The organism is Flavobacterium denitrificans DSM 15936 (genome assembly GCF_000425445.1).
In the GTDB taxonomy this organism is placed as follows: Bacteria; Bacteroidota; Bacteroidia; order Flavobacteriales; family Flavobacteriaceae; genus Flavobacterium; species Flavobacterium denitrificans.
Window position 1 is genome coordinate 24016 of sequence record NZ_AUDL01000012.1, and the last position, 17526, is coordinate 41541.

The 17526-nt window shown below is 34.6% G+C and carries 13 protein-coding genes; 7 read left to right on the forward strand and 6 right to left on the reverse strand.

Going from position 1 to position 17526, the window contains the following annotated elements; all coding sequences use genetic code 11:
• The first annotated feature begins 165 nt into the window (after nucleotides 1-165).
• The 5 genes from H600_RS0107545 (at nucleotide 166) to H600_RS0107565 (ending at nucleotide 6126) form a co-directional block, all read left to right on the forward strand.
• Complete coding sequence (locus tag H600_RS0107545) at nucleotides 166-1707, forward strand: glycine--tRNA ligase (protein ID WP_026728206.1); 1542 nt, start codon at nucleotides 166-168, stop codon at nucleotides 1705-1707.
• Nucleotides 1708-1961: 254 nt separating this feature from the next.
• The gene (locus tag H600_RS0107550; protein WP_026728207.1) at nucleotides 1962-2861 is read left to right on the forward strand and encodes a LytR/AlgR family response regulator transcription factor; all 900 of its coding nucleotides are present in this window, start codon (nucleotides 1962-1964) and stop codon (nucleotides 2859-2861) included.
• A 177-nt stretch (nucleotides 2862-3038) separates the two neighbouring features.
• A complete protein-coding gene (locus H600_RS21965) occupies nucleotides 3039-3284 on the forward strand; it encodes a hypothetical protein (RefSeq protein ID WP_157509887.1) in 246 nt (81 codons plus the stop codon).
• A 96-nt stretch (nucleotides 3285-3380) separates the two neighbouring features.
• On the forward strand, nucleotides 3381-5438 hold the full coding sequence (locus H600_RS0107560; RefSeq protein ID WP_084157369.1) for a tetratricopeptide repeat-containing sensor histidine kinase: 2058 nt from the start codon (nucleotides 3381-3383) through the stop codon (nucleotides 5436-5438).
• The gene (locus tag H600_RS0107565) at nucleotides 5428-6126 is read left to right on the forward strand and encodes a response regulator (protein WP_026728209.1); all 699 of its coding nucleotides are present in this window, start codon (nucleotides 5428-5430) and stop codon (nucleotides 6124-6126) included. The genes H600_RS0107560 and H600_RS0107565 overlap by 11 nt, the downstream gene beginning before the upstream one ends.
• 85 nt (nucleotides 6127-6211) lie before the next feature.
• On the opposite strand, the gene thiL is transcribed toward H600_RS0107565, so the two are convergent.
• Nucleotides 6212-7258 (reverse strand): thiamine-phosphate kinase, encoded by a 1047-nt coding sequence (gene thiL / locus H600_RS0107570; protein ID WP_026728210.1) that lies wholly within the window; start codon nucleotides 7256-7258, stop codon nucleotides 6212-6214.
• A gap of 97 nt (nucleotides 7259-7355) precedes the next feature.
• Nucleotides 7356-11411, reverse strand: a complete 4056-nt coding sequence (locus H600_RS0107575) for a T9SS type B sorting domain-containing protein (RefSeq protein WP_084157365.1) — start codon at nucleotides 11409-11411, stop codon at nucleotides 7356-7358.
• A 202-nt stretch (nucleotides 11412-11613) separates the two neighbouring features.
• On the opposite strand from H600_RS0107575, the gene H600_RS0107580 reads away from it, so the two are divergent.
• Nucleotides 11614-12096 (forward strand): DinB family protein, encoded by a 483-nt coding sequence (locus H600_RS0107580; RefSeq protein ID WP_026728212.1) that lies wholly within the window; start codon nucleotides 11614-11616, stop codon nucleotides 12094-12096.
• A 258-nt stretch (nucleotides 12097-12354) separates the two neighbouring features.
• Nucleotides 12355-12855 carry a DinB family protein gene (locus H600_RS0107585; protein WP_026728213.1) on the forward strand — a complete coding sequence of 167 codons (501 nt, stop codon included), beginning with the start codon at nucleotides 12355-12357 and terminating at the stop codon, nucleotides 12853-12855.
• Between the two features lie 46 nt (nucleotides 12856-12901).
• On the opposite strand, the gene H600_RS0107590 is transcribed toward H600_RS0107585, so the two are convergent.
• The 4 genes from H600_RS0107590 to H600_RS0107605 form a co-directional block, all read right to left on the reverse strand.
• Entirely contained in the window at nucleotides 12902-13858 is a 957-nt protein-coding gene (locus H600_RS0107590) for a helix-turn-helix transcriptional regulator (RefSeq protein ID WP_026728214.1), read from the reverse strand.
• Nucleotides 13859-13979: 121 nt separating this feature from the next.
• Nucleotides 13980-14597: an outer membrane beta-barrel protein gene (locus H600_RS0107595; protein ID WP_026728215.1), complete on the reverse strand. Its 618-nt coding sequence runs from the start codon at nucleotides 14595-14597 to the stop codon at nucleotides 13980-13982.
• Between the two features lie 260 nt (nucleotides 14598-14857).
• Nucleotides 14858-16654 (reverse strand): translation elongation factor 4, encoded by a 1797-nt coding sequence (lepA, locus tag H600_RS0107600; protein WP_026728216.1) that lies wholly within the window; start codon nucleotides 16652-16654, stop codon nucleotides 14858-14860.
• A 164-nt stretch (nucleotides 16655-16818) separates the two neighbouring features.
• Nucleotides 16819-17502: an NUDIX hydrolase gene (locus H600_RS0107605; protein WP_035108486.1), complete on the reverse strand. Its 684-nt coding sequence runs from the start codon at nucleotides 17500-17502 to the stop codon at nucleotides 16819-16821.
• Nucleotides 17503-17526 lie beyond the last annotated feature (24 nt).

Consider the following 17526-nt stretch of genomic DNA (forward strand, 5'->3'; position numbering starts at 1 on the left):
TCTGTAAAATTTGACGGCATCCGGTGCAAACTTTTGGGAAAAACAGATTTATTACAGATTTAAACACAAATAGAAAGAATTTAGTTACAAAAATAGCTAAAATCGCTCGTCAATCTTTATTATTTTTCTTTTTTTTAAAAGTACTTTTTATATTTTTGCATCACTATGGCAAAACAAGAAGATTTATTTAAGAATGTGGTTTCGCACGCAAAAGAGTACGGATTTATTTTTCCGTCAAGCGAAGTATACGATGGATTGAGTGCAGTATATGATTATGCACAAAATGGTGTCGAGTTAAAAAAGAATATTCGTGAATATTGGTGGAAATCAATGGTCCAAATGAATGAAAATATTGTCGGCCTTGATGCGGCAATATTGATGCACCCAACAACCTGGAAAGCTTCAGGCCACGTTGATGCCTTCAACGACCCTTTGATTGACAACAAGGATTCTAAAAAAAGATATAGAGCAGATGTTTTAGTTGAAGATCACGCTGAGAAAATTCATCAAAAAGCGCAAAAAGAGATTGATAAGGCAAAAGCTCGTTTTGGAGATGCATTCAACGAACAAGAATTTGTTACTACAAATGCTCGTGTGATTGAATATTTGGCTAAAGAAAAAGAAATCAGAGAGCGTTTAGGACGTTCGTTAGGCGCTGGAGACTTATCTGATGTTAAAGCATTAATAGAAGAACTTGAAATTGCTGATCCTGAAACTGGTTCTAAAAACTGGACAGAAGTAAAACAATTTAACTTGATGTTTGGAACAAAATTGGGTGCTTCTGCAGAAAATGCAATGGATCTTTATTTGCGTCCGGAAACGGCTCAAGGTATTTTTGTGAACTTTCTAAATGTTCAGAAATCGGGTCGTATGAAAGTTCCTTTTGGAATTGCTCAAACCGGAAAAGCGTTCAGAAATGAAATTGTTGCAAGGCAATTCATTTTCCGTATGCGTGAATTCGAACAAATGGAAATGCAATTTTTCGTTCGCCCTGGAGAAGAAATGAAATCATACGAATACTGGAAAGAAACTCGTTTGAAATGGCATTTATCTTTAGGGTTAGGAAAAGAAAATTACCGTTTTCACGATCACGAAAAATTAGCACACTACGCTAATGCGGCTGCAGATATTGAGTTCAATTTTCCTTTCGGTTTCAAAGAATTAGAAGGAATTCACTCTCGTACCGATTTCGACTTAAAAGCTCACGAAGAATATTCAGGAAGAAAGCTTCAATATTTTGATCCTGAATTGAATGAAAACTATGTGCCATACGTAGTTGAAACGTCTGTAGGTCTTGATCGTATGTTTTTGGCGGTTTTTGCAACATCGTTGCAAGAAGAAGCTTTAGAAGATGGTTCGACTAGAACGGTATTGAAGTTGCCATCAGTTTTAGCACCAACAAAAGCAGCTGTACTTCCATTAGTTAAAAAAGATGGATTGCCAGAAGTTTCAAGAAAAATCATTGAAGATTTGAAATGGGATTTCAATGTGGCGTATGATGAAAAAGATGCTGTAGGTCGTCGTTACAGAAGACAAGATGCATTAGGAACGCCTTTCTGTATCACAGTGGATCACCAAACTCTTGAAGACGAAACGGTAACAATTCGTCATCGAGATACAATGAAACAAGATCGTGTAAAAATATCTGAATTAAGAGATATTATTGAAAACGAAGTTTCAATGAAAAACTGGTTGATGAAAATGTAATTTTTGTTAATTAACACTATATAAATCCCAAATTCCTAGCTGGAGTTTGGGATTTTTTTACTTTTGAAAAGTGCATTTCGTCGAATATTTATGCATTTTGTCTTTATGTATTAACATTTTGACTTAATGTGTTAACAATGAAATGTTTGCATAAATGAATTGCGTAAATTTAATTGCGCATCATACACAAAATTGAAAATGAACTGATTGCTAATCGCTGCGTTGATTCCTTTTAAAAATTGATTAAAACCAAATTGAAAAAATATTCGTACATTATAATTGACAATGACGCAGAGAGTGTTTTGAAAACCAGAATTGTTGCAGAAGGTTTTTCAGAATTAACTTTTATAGCATCGGCTACGAATTATCAGCACGGGCTGAATTTGGTTTTAGAGCACAAACCGTATTTCGTTTTTTTAGAAATTGATTCTGAGAACTCACAGGGTAATTTATCACTTGCTTTTATTGGCGAGTTGTATCGTTATTTAACGGTTATTCCAAAAATCATTATCACCACAACAAAAAAAGATTTTGCTTTTGACGCGATTCAGTATGGCGTTTTTGATTATATCATTAAACCGTTGACGCATGTGGATCTTGTAAAAACACTTTTGAAGCTCGAAAAAACGTTTTTAGGCTCAAGAGAGCAAAAATTTATCGAAACTGCTCCACAAGTCGGCATTGTAAAAGAAAGTGCCACAGCTGTCGAAATAGAGCCCTTAAATGAAGATCAAAATCAAATTGTTGAAAATGAAGAAGCTTCGGTTGTTGTAAAGGAAGTACAAGTGCCACAAATTGTCGAAAAGCCACTTGTAATTTGCATCAAATCATATGGCGATTATCGCTATATGAATGCGGCAGATATTTGTTATTTCCAAGCTGATAATAATTCGACTGATATTTATTTAAGTTCGGGCGAAATGGTAACGGCTTTTAAAACCTTAAAACATTTTGAAAGTATTTTAGTACATCCGTTTGTAAGGATTCATAATAGTTACATTATCAATCAAAATTACATTTCGCGCATTCATAACGGAAACTCAGTTTGTTACATCAAAAACTCTCCTAAAAAGATTCCTTTTTCCAAAACTTACAAAGGAAATGTCGATTTAATTATCGCTAATTTCACTGCAGGAAATTATATAGAAGTCTAAATATTAGATATTTACACGAATTTGACGCCCAATGACTATCATTTGGGCATGATTTACCATAAACTCCCTTTTTCATGCAATTTTTTTTTGTGCTTGGGTATAATTTTACACCATCGATTCGCAGAGAGCGGTCAGCCCCAAAAACAAAAAAATCAAAAACACTTAATACCTCAGGTCATGAAAAAAACAGCTTTAACATTCGGATTATTTTCTTTAGTAGTAGTAGCAACTTCTTTTGCAGCGCCAGAAAATACAACTTATTTAGCAGCTTCAGATACAATAAAAGTTTTGCCAATTGATGGTGGTGCGACAGGAAGAACAAAAAAGGTTGATTTTCATGGCTCAAACGATCAATTAAGCAATAACCAATCAAACTTTTCTAATGTGAATCAAGCTTTTGGTTCAGATAAAAAAATAGACTAAACATAGTTTTGAATATACAGAAAGGCTGTCAATTTTTTGACAGCCTTTTTTTGTGTCTTTAGTTTTAGTATTTTTGGTAAAACTCAAAAAGAACAATTGAAAAAAAAGTGTAAAATACTATTACTTTTATTTTTTGCCTTATTTGCATGCAACAAAAATGCAAAATCAGAACAAGATTTAAGTTCTCCCAAGGATAGTCTTCCTATTTATCTTTCGTTGGCTAATGAAAATAATCTTCCTTTGAATGTAAAACAGAATTACAATCAAAAAGCACTTCGTGTAATTTTGGATCAGGAAGATGACTCTCTTAATAAAGTGAATCTTTTTAAAATCGCGAATCGTTACTATAATATGAGCGATTGGAAAGGATATCTAGAAACGACTAACTTAATTTTAGAAAGAGCGAGAAAGTCTAAAGATTCTGTACACATGGCAAAAGCCTACACCTATTTGGGAGATTATTATGATGCTCAATCTGTGTCTGACAGTGCCTTTTTGAATTATTTTAAAGCCGAAAAGTTTTATCTAAAAATGAATGATCAATTCAATTTGGCAAAGACATTTTTAAACAAAGCTAGTCTGCAATACAATGAAGGTGATTTTTTTGAAAGTGAAATTGCAGTTTTTAAGGCGTTGAGCAGCTTGAAAAAACAGAAAAAAGTAAATGACCTTTATTATGAAAGCTATAATCTTTTAGGAATTTTATATAATGAAAGAGAAGAGTTTGCAAAAGCATTAGAGTTTCAAAATAAGGCGCTAAAAATTTTAGACGATAAATCAATATTGTCAGTTTTTCAATATAGAGCAGCTTCATTGAATAATATTGGCTTCATTTATATGAATATGAAGAATTATAGCAAGGCCAAAGTCTTTTTTGAACGTGGGTTAAAAGAAAAAGATCTTTTTGAAGATAGGGCCGGTTTATATGCCATTCTGTTGGATAATTTAGGTTATGCGAAATTTAAGCTTAGAGAATCAGACAAATTGCCTGATTTGTTTTACGAATCATTAAAGATTAGGGATAGTCTCGGCCTTTCTTCTGGCGTAGTTTCGTGTAAAATACATCTGTCTGAATATTTTGCATTTAAAAAAGATACTTTCAAGGCGGTTCAGTTTTCAAAGCAAGCCTTAGCATTGTCACGTACATCAAGTAAATTGGTTAATACTTTGGAGGCATTGAAACAAATAGCTACTATTGATCCAAAAAATGCGGCGATATATTCTGTCGAGTATATTCAATTGAATGATAAAATGCTCAAGGCGGAGCGAAAAATGGGTGAAAAATTCTCCCGAATTGAATATGAAACCAATGAAATAAAAGATCAAAATTCAAATCTTCAGGAAAAGAACAGAACTTTAATTTATGTTTTCAGTATTTGTACCTTAATGGGATTGTTTTTTTATGTGTATAAAACGCAACAAGCTAAAAACAGAGAATTGCTTTTTAAACAACAGCAACAAATTGCAAATGAAGATATTTACAACTTGATGATTTCGCAGCAAAATGAGATTGAGTCAACGCGAATCAGGGAAAAGAAAAAGGTTGCACAAGAATTGCATGATGGTGTTTTGGGTCGAATGTTTGGTGTTCGAATCAGTTTAGACAGTCTGGATAAAGTAGATGAAGCGCAAGCAGCACCAAAACGAAAAAAATATCTTACTGAGCTTAAGCATATTGAAGAAGATATACGCGAAATTTCGCATGACTTAAATCGAGAAAAATCAGAATTAATTAATAATTTTGTCGCAATTTTGATGAAACTATTTGAAAATCAGAGGAACACGTATGAGTCAAAATTAAGTACGACATTTGATTCTCATATAAAATGGGATCTTGTAAGCAATGCTGTAAAAATTAATTTATACCGCATTATTCAAGAAGCACTTCAAAATTGTAATAAATATGCAGATGCTGATAATATTACAGTTGAATTTAAAAGTGAAATAAATTATTTAGTTTTGTCCATCGCCGACGATGGAATTGGTTTAAATGCAAAGCGAACGAAAAACGGCATAGGATTACATAATATTCAATATAGAGCCACAGAATGTAAGGGTACAGTTACTATAAAATCTGCCAAAGGAGAAGGAACGCTTCTCATTGTGAAAGTCCCAATCGATCAAAAAATTAACCTGCACAATAATGACATTTGATTTAACTGCTCCAATTTCGCACTTAATCACGCGAAACATTTTAATTGTCGACGATCATCCCTTTATTATTGAGGGGTATAAAAATGCTATTACGCGTTATAATCCAAAAGAATATGATTTTCATATTGCCCAGGCTTATGACTGCAGATCGGCTTATGATTTGTTGGAACATGAAGCAACTCCAAACTTTGATATCGCTTTTCTAGATATTAGCATGCCAGCTTATGAAGAGAAAGAGCTTTATTCTGGCGAAGATTTGGCGATGCTGATTTTGAGAAAGATGCCACATTGTAAAGTAATTTTGCTTACTATGTACACCGAGCTTTTGAAAATCAAGACGATTATCAGAACAATCAACCCAAATGGACTTATTATCAAAAATGATTTGACTTTTGATGAACTTCTTTTTGCGTTTGATAAAGTAATGAAAAATGAAAAATACTACAGTCAATCAGTAGTTAAAATGCTGAATCAATCGCCTCATAATTCAATTGAAATTGATGAATTTGATAAGCAGATTTTATTTCATTTGTCAAAAGGTACACGAACAGAAGAAATATCGCATTATATACCAATTTCTTTTGCCGCAATTGAAAAACGAAAACTCAATCTAAAAGAGTTACTTAAAATAAGAAGCGGCTCTGATGAAGAGCTTGTTAGAGAAGCCAAAAGCAAAGGGCTCTTCTAAAAAAAAATGCAAAAAAGAAATTCCAAATTCCAAACTGTTGCTCAGTTGTTGGAATTTGGAATTTTTTTATTGAGATTTCTAAAAATTATTCACTTAAAGCATCCCATCCGCGTGCTTTTAAAGCAATTTTTGTGTTAGCACGGGTTACAAGATGAATTCCTTCGTTCTCTTCTGTCATATGTCCGATAACAGAGAAATTCGGATTACCTTTTATTTTGTCAAAGTCATTAATGTCAATTGTAAACAAAAGTTCATAATCTTCTCCACCGTTAATGGCTACAGTTGTGCTGTCAATATTGAATTCTTCACAAGTCGAAATAAATTGCGGATCCAAAGGCAGTTTGTCTTCGTATAAATTACAGCCCACTTTTGATTGTTTGCAGATATGAATAATTTCAGATGATAATCCGTCTGAAATATCAATCATTGAAGTAGGTTTTATTTCTAAAGCATGCAAAAGTGTGCGGACATCTGTGCGCGCCTCAGGCTTCAATTGTCTTTCGACCAAATAAGTATAAGGATCTAAATCGGGTTGGCTGTTTGGGTTTACCTGAAAAACCTGTTTTTCACGTTCCAAAACCTGCAATCCCATGTATGCTGCGCCAATATCTCCGGTTACAACTAATAAATCGGTTTGTTTGGCTCCATTTCTATAAGCGATTTCATTTTCATCGGCTTGACCAATTGCAGTAATACTGATAATTAATCCTTTTTGAGATGAGGTAGTATCGCCGCCAATAACATCTACTTTATATTCTTTCGCAGCACGCGTAATTCCTTTAAATAATTCTTCTAAAGCTTCTAGCGGAAAACGATTCGAAACAGCAACAGAAACCGTAATTTGTGTTGGCTTCGCATTCATAGCGCAAATATCAGAAAGATTTACAACCACTGACTTATAGCCTAAATGCTTTAAAGGCATATAAGCCAAATCAAAATGTACGCCTTCGATCAATAAATCTGTAGAAACAACTGTTTTTTTATCCTTAAAATCTAAAACTGCTGCATCGTCGCCAATACTTTTTAAAGTCGATTCTTGAGTAACATCAAAATTTCGCGTTAAATGGTCAATTAGCCCAAATTCTCCTAATTGCGCTATACTGGTACGTTGCGGATTTTTATCTTCAATCATTTTTTTAAAGTTCCAAAGTTATTTAGGTGCAAAGGTACAAAGGTTTTTTCTTTTTGAGGTACAAAGGCACAAAGGTTCAAAGAGGCAAAGTTGTCTATTATCGTTTTAAGCTAAAATGGGATTTGAAGACTTGAGTCAGTTGGTCTTGCTTGTAAAAAACTTGAAACCAATAATCTGAAGAAGGCAGCGGACTTCCATTGTAATTGCCATCCCATCCTGGACCTGCTGGAGAAAGCTGTTTTAAGAACTTACCATAACGGTCAAAAATATTGATAACGGCATCTGGTTGGACAGCAAGATCTTTGATGTTCCAAGTGTCATTGTAGCCGTCGTTGTTTGGAGTAAAAAATTTAGGGTATTTAAGTACTTTGGCAAATAGAATTAAATTGTCGCAGTTGCCTTTGGTGTCTCTTATCGTAATAGCGTGTTCACCTGAATCTACATTGGAAAAAACAGTATTTGTCTGAAAATCGCCGTCATTTAATTGATATTCATAAATTCCGAAACCATTAGTTATCGTTACAATAATGTCTATGTTGTCTTCAAAAGCATCAGTTACAGTTACGGTCGCAATTGCTGGACTAGATTTGTCGACAGTAACAGTGGTGGGATTATAACCACAATCAGAACCAACAATATTGCCTTTTTTTGTAGGGACTGCGGTATAAATTCCTTCTTGAGTTGCGGTATAAGATGTCCCTGTGCTTATTTTATTACCGTCTAAAAACCAGTCAACCGTATATTCATTTGCGTTAAGTCCCGAATTTAGTTGAGCTGACCGAAGTAATGTCCCTGTTTGATAATCGACACAGATTACAGCATTTTTTATAATAAAATCTTTCAGAGGATAAATCGTAATATTGAAATCATCTTGCGAAATACAGCTGAAATTTGTTGGTGTAGTGGCATAAATATACATTCGTTGCGTGCTTGTAATCAAGTCTCCAGGTGAATAATGCACTCCAGTTGCATTTGGTCCGCTGTAATAAGTTCCAGAAGCGAGGGCAGGTAATGAGTAACTTTTGCAGACTGCAATATCTGGAAATGGAGTCAATACTGGTGCTGAAGAAATAGTAACGGTGAAGCTCTTTTCGCTGGAACAAGTTAGTCTAGTTCCAACTATGGCATAAACATAAATGGTTTGTGAGGCTGTTAATACTGTTCCAGCAGGAATAACAGAGCCCTTTCCTCCGGACTGTGAATAATAATTGCCTAGTTTTAATGGAGGTAAAGTATAGTTGTCACAAACATTGATATTATCAAAATTTCCCACATCGATTCCGTTGACATTGATTTTAAAAAAAGTTTCATTGCTGCATTTTGCAAAATCTGGCCATACATTATAAATGTAAACGGTTTGCGATGTGCTTATTACAGTGCCTTCAGCAAGTTGATTTCCAGAACCACTAGGGCCGCCAGTCGCCGTGTAATATTTTCCGTCCTTTAATTTGGGAAGTTTAAAGTTTGTGCAAGTAACAACATCTGTAAAATTATCTACAGGTGGTAATGCTCTAATTTCAACTACAAAACTCGATTCGTTGTTGCATTCCGTCCCCACCGAAAAAACATAAATTGTTTGTGTTGCAGTAATGATATCTCCAGCTTTTAATGGAGTTCCGCCACCATTTGTTTCTGTATAATAATTGCCGTTTAGCAATGGAGGCAATATATAACGATCACATTCTAATCTATTGATTGGGGTGTCGACCAAAGGCAAAGGTTTTATGGTGATCTGGTATTTTAGATCATCAGTACAATTTGGAGAACTAGTTGTTGTAGCATAGTAATATATTGTTTGGGATGTGGTAATGATTGTGCCGGCCGGAATACTTTTGCCTTGGCCTCGCGGACTATCAAAATAACCACCTATTTCAATTGGGGGCAACGTATAACTTCCACATTGTGATATCGGAATATAGCGTTGCGAATCAATAATGTCGATTTTGAAAGAATGCTCATTTGTACATGTTCCATCATCAGCAAAGATATACACCATTTGACTGGAAGTTATTTGTGCTCCTGCATTAAGACGATTTCCTAGACCGCCGGACAACGAAAAGTAATTTCCATTTATCAAAGGGGGCAATGTATAAGAATTGCAAGTAACCACATTGCTGGGTTGATCTACCAATGGTAAGGGATGAACAATAAAAGGCACGGCAATGTCGCTGCAAACTGCGCCGTCGATTATTGCATAATAATATATAGTTTGGCTTGTTGTGAATGATGTTCCTTGCGGAATAAGATTTCCTTTTCCTCCTGCTTCAGTAAAGAATCCGCCAGCAATTACATTTGGAACTATGTATTTTCCACAGGCTTCTTTTGGAAATTCTATTTCATAAATGAGAGTTACACTAAAAGTATTTTCATTGGTGCAATTGTTGGCAGTTGGCCCGCTGTAAATATAATAAGCTCCCGATTTTGTAATGACGTCTCCTGCATTCAGCCTTGTTCCTGTGCCATTTGGGCCAGTATAATAAAAACCAAAAGTTATAGGAGGCAAAGTATAGCTATTGCAGGCGATGACATCAGGGATATCATTTACTGCTGGAAGGGAATAAATAATGATATTAAAATTTACGGTACGATAGCAAAAAGAGTTTTGAAGACTTTCGACTCTAACCCAGATTGTTTGCGGTGACTGTGACAAAGAAGTAATAAAAACATCGGGATTTGAAATGGGATTTGAACCATTGTTTGCTTCTGTCTGGCTCGTATGATAGCTAATTTTGTATTCTGAGGGATTTAACCCGTTCAGAATAATGCTTTCCTGTACAGTCAAATCAACTCGTACTCTTCCTGAATTGGTATCGCAAAAACTCATATCGGGAGGTTTTACAATATTGATTGGAGCGGTTACTTGCAATTGAAACGAAATGAGATTATTGCAATATGTATTGTTGTTATTGATTGATACGGCTTTTATGTATATGGTTTGATTGCCGACACTTGTAAAAGAATTCAATTGATTTTGTGGTATGACAGGTCCGTTTGCATTGGCATCAGCCAAAGAGCGAAAATACAAAAGTGAATATTCTGCTGTATTGATGCCTAATGTAGCAGCATTGTTTTGGGTTAAATCATAATTATAAATGCCATTCGTGGTATAACAGGCGATTAAATTTTTGGCCGGTTTAACAATCAAATTGCTAATCACGACTTCATCTTTTATCACACAGCCGGAAAGTGTTGCCGTTACGCCATAAATTCCTGATTGATCAACGGTCAATGAATTGCTTGTTTGACCAGAAATTGGGTTTCCATCTAAAGTCCAGACATAATTATAATTTCCCACTAGTCCAGATTGAAGTGTGATTTTTTCGCCTTCACAGATCGTTCGATCTGGACCTAAATCCATTGATGTCATGAAACTTCCTCCTTTTATAAAAACAGCCGAATCGTAACTACTGTCATTATAATCGCCAATGGCCAATTTTATGCTATACGTTCGGTTTGGAATTACAGTTGAAGATGCCGTCAATACTTTGGTTTCTCCTCTCATATTTATGGCCGATTCTGTAGGGCTGTTTACGTTATAATGGTCAAATAAATTAGCATTGGCTGATAAGCAAGAAGAATTATATTGTCCGTCCCTTATATTTTTGACCGAAACGGGTGTTGATGTGCCCGGAAGTACTGCCAGATTTGTGGAAATTCCGGTCGTTAAATCGGTTAAAATAAAAGCAAAAACATCGCTGAAACCGCATTGAAATTCGCCATATTCATTCGAAGCAAAAAGAAAATCAAAACTAAAATTGCTTGACAATGGAGTAAATTCAAACTGAAGGTAGCTTACATCTGTAATTGGAACTATTTGTCCATTACCGTCGCTGATAGTTTGCAAATCGCTATCGCCAGCATTATTCAACTGACTGCTTTCATTATTTCCAGTATACGTTCCTTCGGTATATTTTGCAATTCCATTTCGAATAATAATACCTTCAGAAATGGGAAAATTTGGGTTTGTATTAGTGAATTTGCCAATTCCTTGATGGGACGAAAATTTGAAGTTGCTTTCATTTGCACAGGCATTTTGCATTAATTCTTCCCGAACAAGTTGAGGTATGGACAAAGAGGTTGTGTCCACTATGATCCCCTGTGACAAAGATATAGTCGAATAGAATAATAAAAATAGAAGTAGAGATGTTCTCATAGTTCTGATTTTATTAGCTGAGGGGGGAGTAAAGGTACGAATGATTTTTGTTTAATTTAGTGAAAATCAACATTTTAAAATATTTTTTTGTTTTTAATTAAAATTTAAAAGAAAAAAACAGAAAGTTTTTTTTCCTGCTGACAAACTGTTGTCACCGGCCCATTTTAATTTTGAAGTATTAAAATTTTAAAACTTTAAAACCATGAAAACTTTAGAAGCACAAGTTATTACATCAGAAGATTTATTGAAACATTGGCAAGGACACAGAGCATTGACTCGTCGTTTGATTGAACTTTTTCCAGAGAAAGATTTCTTCGAATTTTCAATTGGTGGCATGCGTCCTTTTTCAAAATTAGTTGATGAACTTTTGGCAATTGCAGTTCCTGCATTAAAAGGAATCGTAAACAGAACCAGTGAGCCTTATAATGAAGAAGGTGGAGAAAAACTGATTTTTAAAGCGCAATATCTTGAAAAATGGGATCAAGCAACTGAAGAAATCAATAAATATTGGGAACAATTATCAATTGAAGATTTTAGCGAAAACTTTAATCTTTTTGGGCAATATGAATTTCCAATTATTCAAAATATATTGTATTTTATTGATAATGAAGTGCATCACCGTGGGCAAGCTTACGTATATTTGAGAGCCTTGAACATTGAACCACCCTTTTTCTGGGAAAGATAATCAGCAATTCTTTGAAACTTTATTGGTCTCAGAAAAATTTTAAAACGATGTGCTTTAGTGCATTTGGCTTTCACCTTCTAAAAAGTTTTTTAACCGCAAATTGCACAAATTACACAAATTAATTTGCGAAAATTTGTGTAATTTGTGGTTAAATTAAGCTTTAGGATTGTGCTTCCGAAGTCTCAGGATTGAGTCTGCTGATTAAACCGACAGACTTCAGGTATATCTTGATTTATTTAAAACCTAAAATTAATGACTATGAGTTTGAAAAGAATAATGTCCAATTTTGCCGATTATAATCTATGGGTAAATCAACAATTTGTGAATTGGCTTTCGCCGAAATCAGAAGAATTGCTTTATGCCGAAGTGGCTTCAAGTTATCCTAGTATTATAAAAACATTGGATCATATTTGGGCTACCGAAGAATATTGGTTTTCGGTTATTTCTGAAACTCCGATGATACAAAAGAAAGAAATAGGTGAATTATCAGAAGATCAAATTTTTGCTGGGCTTCTAAGTTCATCTGCAAAATTGAGAGATCTTATTCACTCTATGTCTGAAGAAGATTTAATTAAAGAAGTTAAAATTACTAATCCTTGGTTTGAATGCGAATTGCCAATTTCAGATTACTTGCTTCAAGTGATAAATCACGGAACTTACCATCGCGGACAAATTGTAACCATTGGTCGAAATATCGGAATAACCGATGCTTCAAATACCGATTATAATTTTTATAATGTGGTGAAAAATCAGAAATAAAAAAAAAACTCCTAATGTAACTATGTTGCATTAGGAGTTTTTTTTTCTATAAAAGTCTTTGTCTGTTGATTTCAAGCAATTCTAAAGCTCTTGTTTTGAGTCTTTCGGGTTCTAAAATTGTGGCGTAATCACCAAACATTAAAAACCATCTTGGGAAACCACTTTCAATATCTCGGCACATAAAAGTCATCTCAATTTTTCCGTCGATCTCTTTTTCAGAAATGAAACCGTGGTATTTTCTTTCGGTTGCCAAGTATCTCGCAATTTTTTTATCAATAAGGATACGGACTTTTGTCGTAGGGCAAGTATCTGTTTTGGTCAAATAAGTTTCCAGTGAATTGTGTTCGATTGTAAAATCAAGATCTGTTTTTTTAATTCCCTCGATTCGGTCCGTTCGAAATTGGCGATAATCTTTTCGCAAATGGCAATATCCTAGGAAATACCAATTATTGTTATCATGAAAAACACCAACAGGTTCTAGATTTCGCTGTGTTGTTTCGTCTCTTTCATAAGTTTTATAAGTGAGCAGAATTTGTTTTTTCTCTGCAATGCCTTCAAAAAGAACTTCTAAAGTATTTGGAGAATTATTGTTGAACATTGGTTCTGCGGTTTGCATCACAACGCGCGATTCAATATTAGAAAGATAATCTTTATCTGTACTTCTTAAAACTGATTTCAGTTTGTACATTGCTGAAGCATAATGACTCCCAAGCGATGGATCAGTAAATTTCTGCATCAATTTTTCGGCGGCAATAAAACTGCTTACTTCTTCGCGGGTGAACATTACCGGTGGCAATCTGTAACCTTCCATCAAAGCATAACCAACACCGGCTTCACTATAAATAGGAACTCCCGAAGCTTCAAGTGTTCGAATGTCTCTGTAAATGGTTCGTAAACTGCAGTCAAAACGATCCGCTAATTCTTGCGCTTTTACAATTTTCTTAGATTGTAATTGAATAAGAATAGCTACAATTCGGTCAAATCGTTTTGGGGTTTCGTCCATTTTTTTTTTTGGTTCAAAGGTTCAAAGGTTCAGAGATTCAAAGTTACAAAGGTTAAAGGTTTTAAGAAATAAAAAAGCTGTCCCAAATTAGAACAGCTTTGTAAATAAATTCTCGAATGAATTAAAATTTGTACAATAGCCCAAACTTAGGCTGATCAAAGATATTGTTGAACAAATTTATGTTTAATTCGAATGTATTTGAAGATGGGCCATTTTCTGGAGAAACGCTATTATAAGATAGTAAGTTTGCCAAAACAAAAGTTACTGCGATATTTTTGGTTACAAAATAGTTTAAACCAACATTAATATTGGCGGTAAGACTATTGCTGTCATCGGAGCCAGTATTGTCTTCTATTTTGTTTCGGCCATAACCTAATCCTGCTTCGCCATAGGCTTTGAAACGTTTTTTGTCTAATTCTAATACATAATATCTTGCAAATCCTCCAATACCAAAGATGTTGGTTTTTGTGTCAGTAGATTCATATTTGTCACTTGAAAAACTAATTTGTCCACCAACGGCAAATTTGTCATTAAGGAAATATCCAAATTTGGGATTAAAAGCATAATAATCGCGATCACCGCCAGTAGCAATTTGCAATGCGCCTTCGACAAACATATCGCCATGCGCAAAGGTAATTCCTTTTGCACTATTCATTTCAGAATTAACTTGATCTTCTTGTTGTGCATTGGCAAAGCAAAATGTAAATAAGCCTAAAATAATTGAAAATTTGGTTTTCATAATCTTACAGTTTAAAGTTGTAGGATTAAAAATACAATTTTTTAGTATGAAATTAACTTTAAGTTCGATGAACTGCGTTAAAAATCAGATATTTATTGTTTTTTGGCTCATTAAGTAAGATTAGGATTACTTAAAATTGCCTTATTTTTAACTATTTAATAGTCAATTGATTGCTAATATAAAACAAAAAACCCGACAACTTTCGTCATCGGGATTAATCTATAATCTGGTTTCTTTATTCTTTTTTCTAAATAAAAAATCTAGTCGTTCAATTTCAAAACAGCCATAAATGCTTCTTGCGGGATTTCAACATTTCCTACTTGACGCATACGTTTTTTACCTTTTTTCTGTTTTTCAAGCAATTTACGCTTACGCGAAATATCTCCACCATAACATTTTGCGGTAACGTCTTTACGAAGTGCTTTAATCGTTTCACGAGCAATAATTTTAGCTCCAATTGCCGCCTGAATCGGAATGTCAAATTGCTGTCTTGGGATTAGTTCGCGTAATTTCTCGGTCATTTTTTTACCGATGTTGTATGCATTGTCTTCGTGGATCAAGGCAGAAAGTGCATCAACTGTTTGAGCATTCAAAAGAACGTCAAGTTTAACTAATTTCGAAGTTCTCATTCCAATTGGAGAATAATCGAAAGAAGCATAACCTTTAGAAACTGTTTTTAAACGATCGTAAAAATCGAATACAATTTCCGCTAAAGGCATGTCAAAATTTAATTCAACTCTTTCAGTCGTCAAATAAGTTTGATTAGTAATCAAACCACGTTTTTCAATACATAAACTCATTACGTTTCCAACGAAATCAGCTTTTGTGATGATAGTAGCTTTAATAAATGGCTCTTCAACTCTGTCTAATTTTGAAGGCTCTGGTAAATCTGATGGGTTGTTTACAACGATTGGTGTTTCTGGATGTTTCTTGGTGTAAGCCAAATACGAAACGTTAGGAACTGTTGTGATTACCGTCATATCGAACTCACGCTCTAAACGTTCCTGAATGATTTCCATGTGAAGCATTCCCAAGAATCCGCAACGGAAACCAAATCCTAATGCAGCAGAACTTTCAGGAGTAAAAACTAATGAAGCGTCATTCAATTGTAATTTTTCCATTGAAGAACGTAAATCTTCGTAATCTTCAGTGTCAACAGGATAGATTCCGGCAAATACCATTGGTTTTACATCCTCAAAACCAGCAACCATATTCGTTGTCGGAACTTTTGCATCTGTAATGGTATCACCAACTTTTACTTCACGAGCTTCTTTAATTCCAGAAATCAAATATCCAACATCTCCCGCCGAAACTACATTTTTAGGAACTTGATTTAGTTTTAAAGTTCCAATTTCATCTGCAAAATATTCATTGTCCGTAGCCATGAATTTGATTTTCTGACCTTTTTTGATTTCTCCATTTACAACTCTGAAGATTACTTCAATTCCGCGGAACGGATTGTAAACTGAGTCAAAAATTAAAGCTTGCAATGGCTCTTCTGGATCTCCTTTTGGAGCTGGAATTTTTTCGATAATGGCAGCAAGAATGTTCTCAACACCAAAACCAGTTTTTCCAGAAGCATGAATAATATCTTCTAATTTACATCCCAGTAAATCGATAATATCATCACTAACTTCTTCTGGATTAGCACTTGGCAAATCGACTTTGTTTAAAACCGGAATAATTTCCAAGTCGTTTTCAAGAGCTAAATATAAGTTTGAAATCGTTTGTGCTTGAATACTTTGTGCAGCATCAACAATCAAAAGCGCACCTTCGCAGGCAGCAATAGATCGTGAAACTTCATATGAAAAGTCAACGTGACCAGGAGTGTCAATTAAGTTTAAGATATATTCTTCGCCTTTGTATTTGTATTCCATCTGAATGGCATGACTCTTAATGGTAATTCCACGCTCGCGTTCCAAGTCCATGTTGTCAAGCAATTGTGCTTTTTCTTCACGGGCTGTAACGGTTTGTGTAGCACTTAGTAATCGGTCTGCTAATGTACTTTTACCGTGGTCAATGTGTGCAATAATGCAAAAATTACGTATCTTCTTCATTTGTATATATCAGTTCTCTAATCGAGTTTAAGTCTTTTTTTTGGGTATAAATTGCACTGCAGCAATTGCTTTAGAGCATGTTATTAAGGCGCAAAGATAGCGCAAAGTTTTGGATTCTGAAATGGAGTTGACCGATAGTTGGCAACTGAGATTCAAAAGAAACGCTAAAATTCAAAATTAAATCCTTTTTCAGTCAGTTTTTTGTAAATATCTGGGTCAAATTTATAGAGTTTTGCTGCTCGATGCGAGACATCTTGTTGTTTTTCATCGAGCGCAACAAGGAGTTTCATATGTAGAATTTTTCGTCTGAAATTTGATTTGTCCAATTCAATTCCGAGAATTTCTTCATAAAGATGCATCAACTGCAACAAAGTGAATTTTTCAGGCAAAAGATTGAAGCCAATTGGAGCCTGACGCACTCTGTTTTGCAATTGCATCAAACTGAAATCAAAAATTTCGTTATGATCAAAAATCAAATCTGGAATTTCATTGATTTTGTACCATTTTGCTTCGATAACGGTTTGACTGGCTTTGATATTATAATCTTCCCGATTTACCAAAGTATAATAACCAATGGTCACAACACGTCTTTCGCTGACACGCTTTGGGTCAGTAAAGGCTTTCAGCTGTTCCAAATAAATGTTGTCTAGCGTAGTAAGTTCATAAACGATTCGCTGGGCGGCTTCATCGGCGCTTTCGTCTTTTCTAAGATAACCACCTAACAAACCCCATTTTCCAATACTTTCTCCTTCGGCATGTTGCACCAAAAGCACTTCTAGGCTTGCTTTGTTGAATCCGAAAATTGCGCAGTCAATTGTGATGCCATCTACAGCTGTGCTGTTATTCATTGTTGTAATTTTTTAGCATAAATC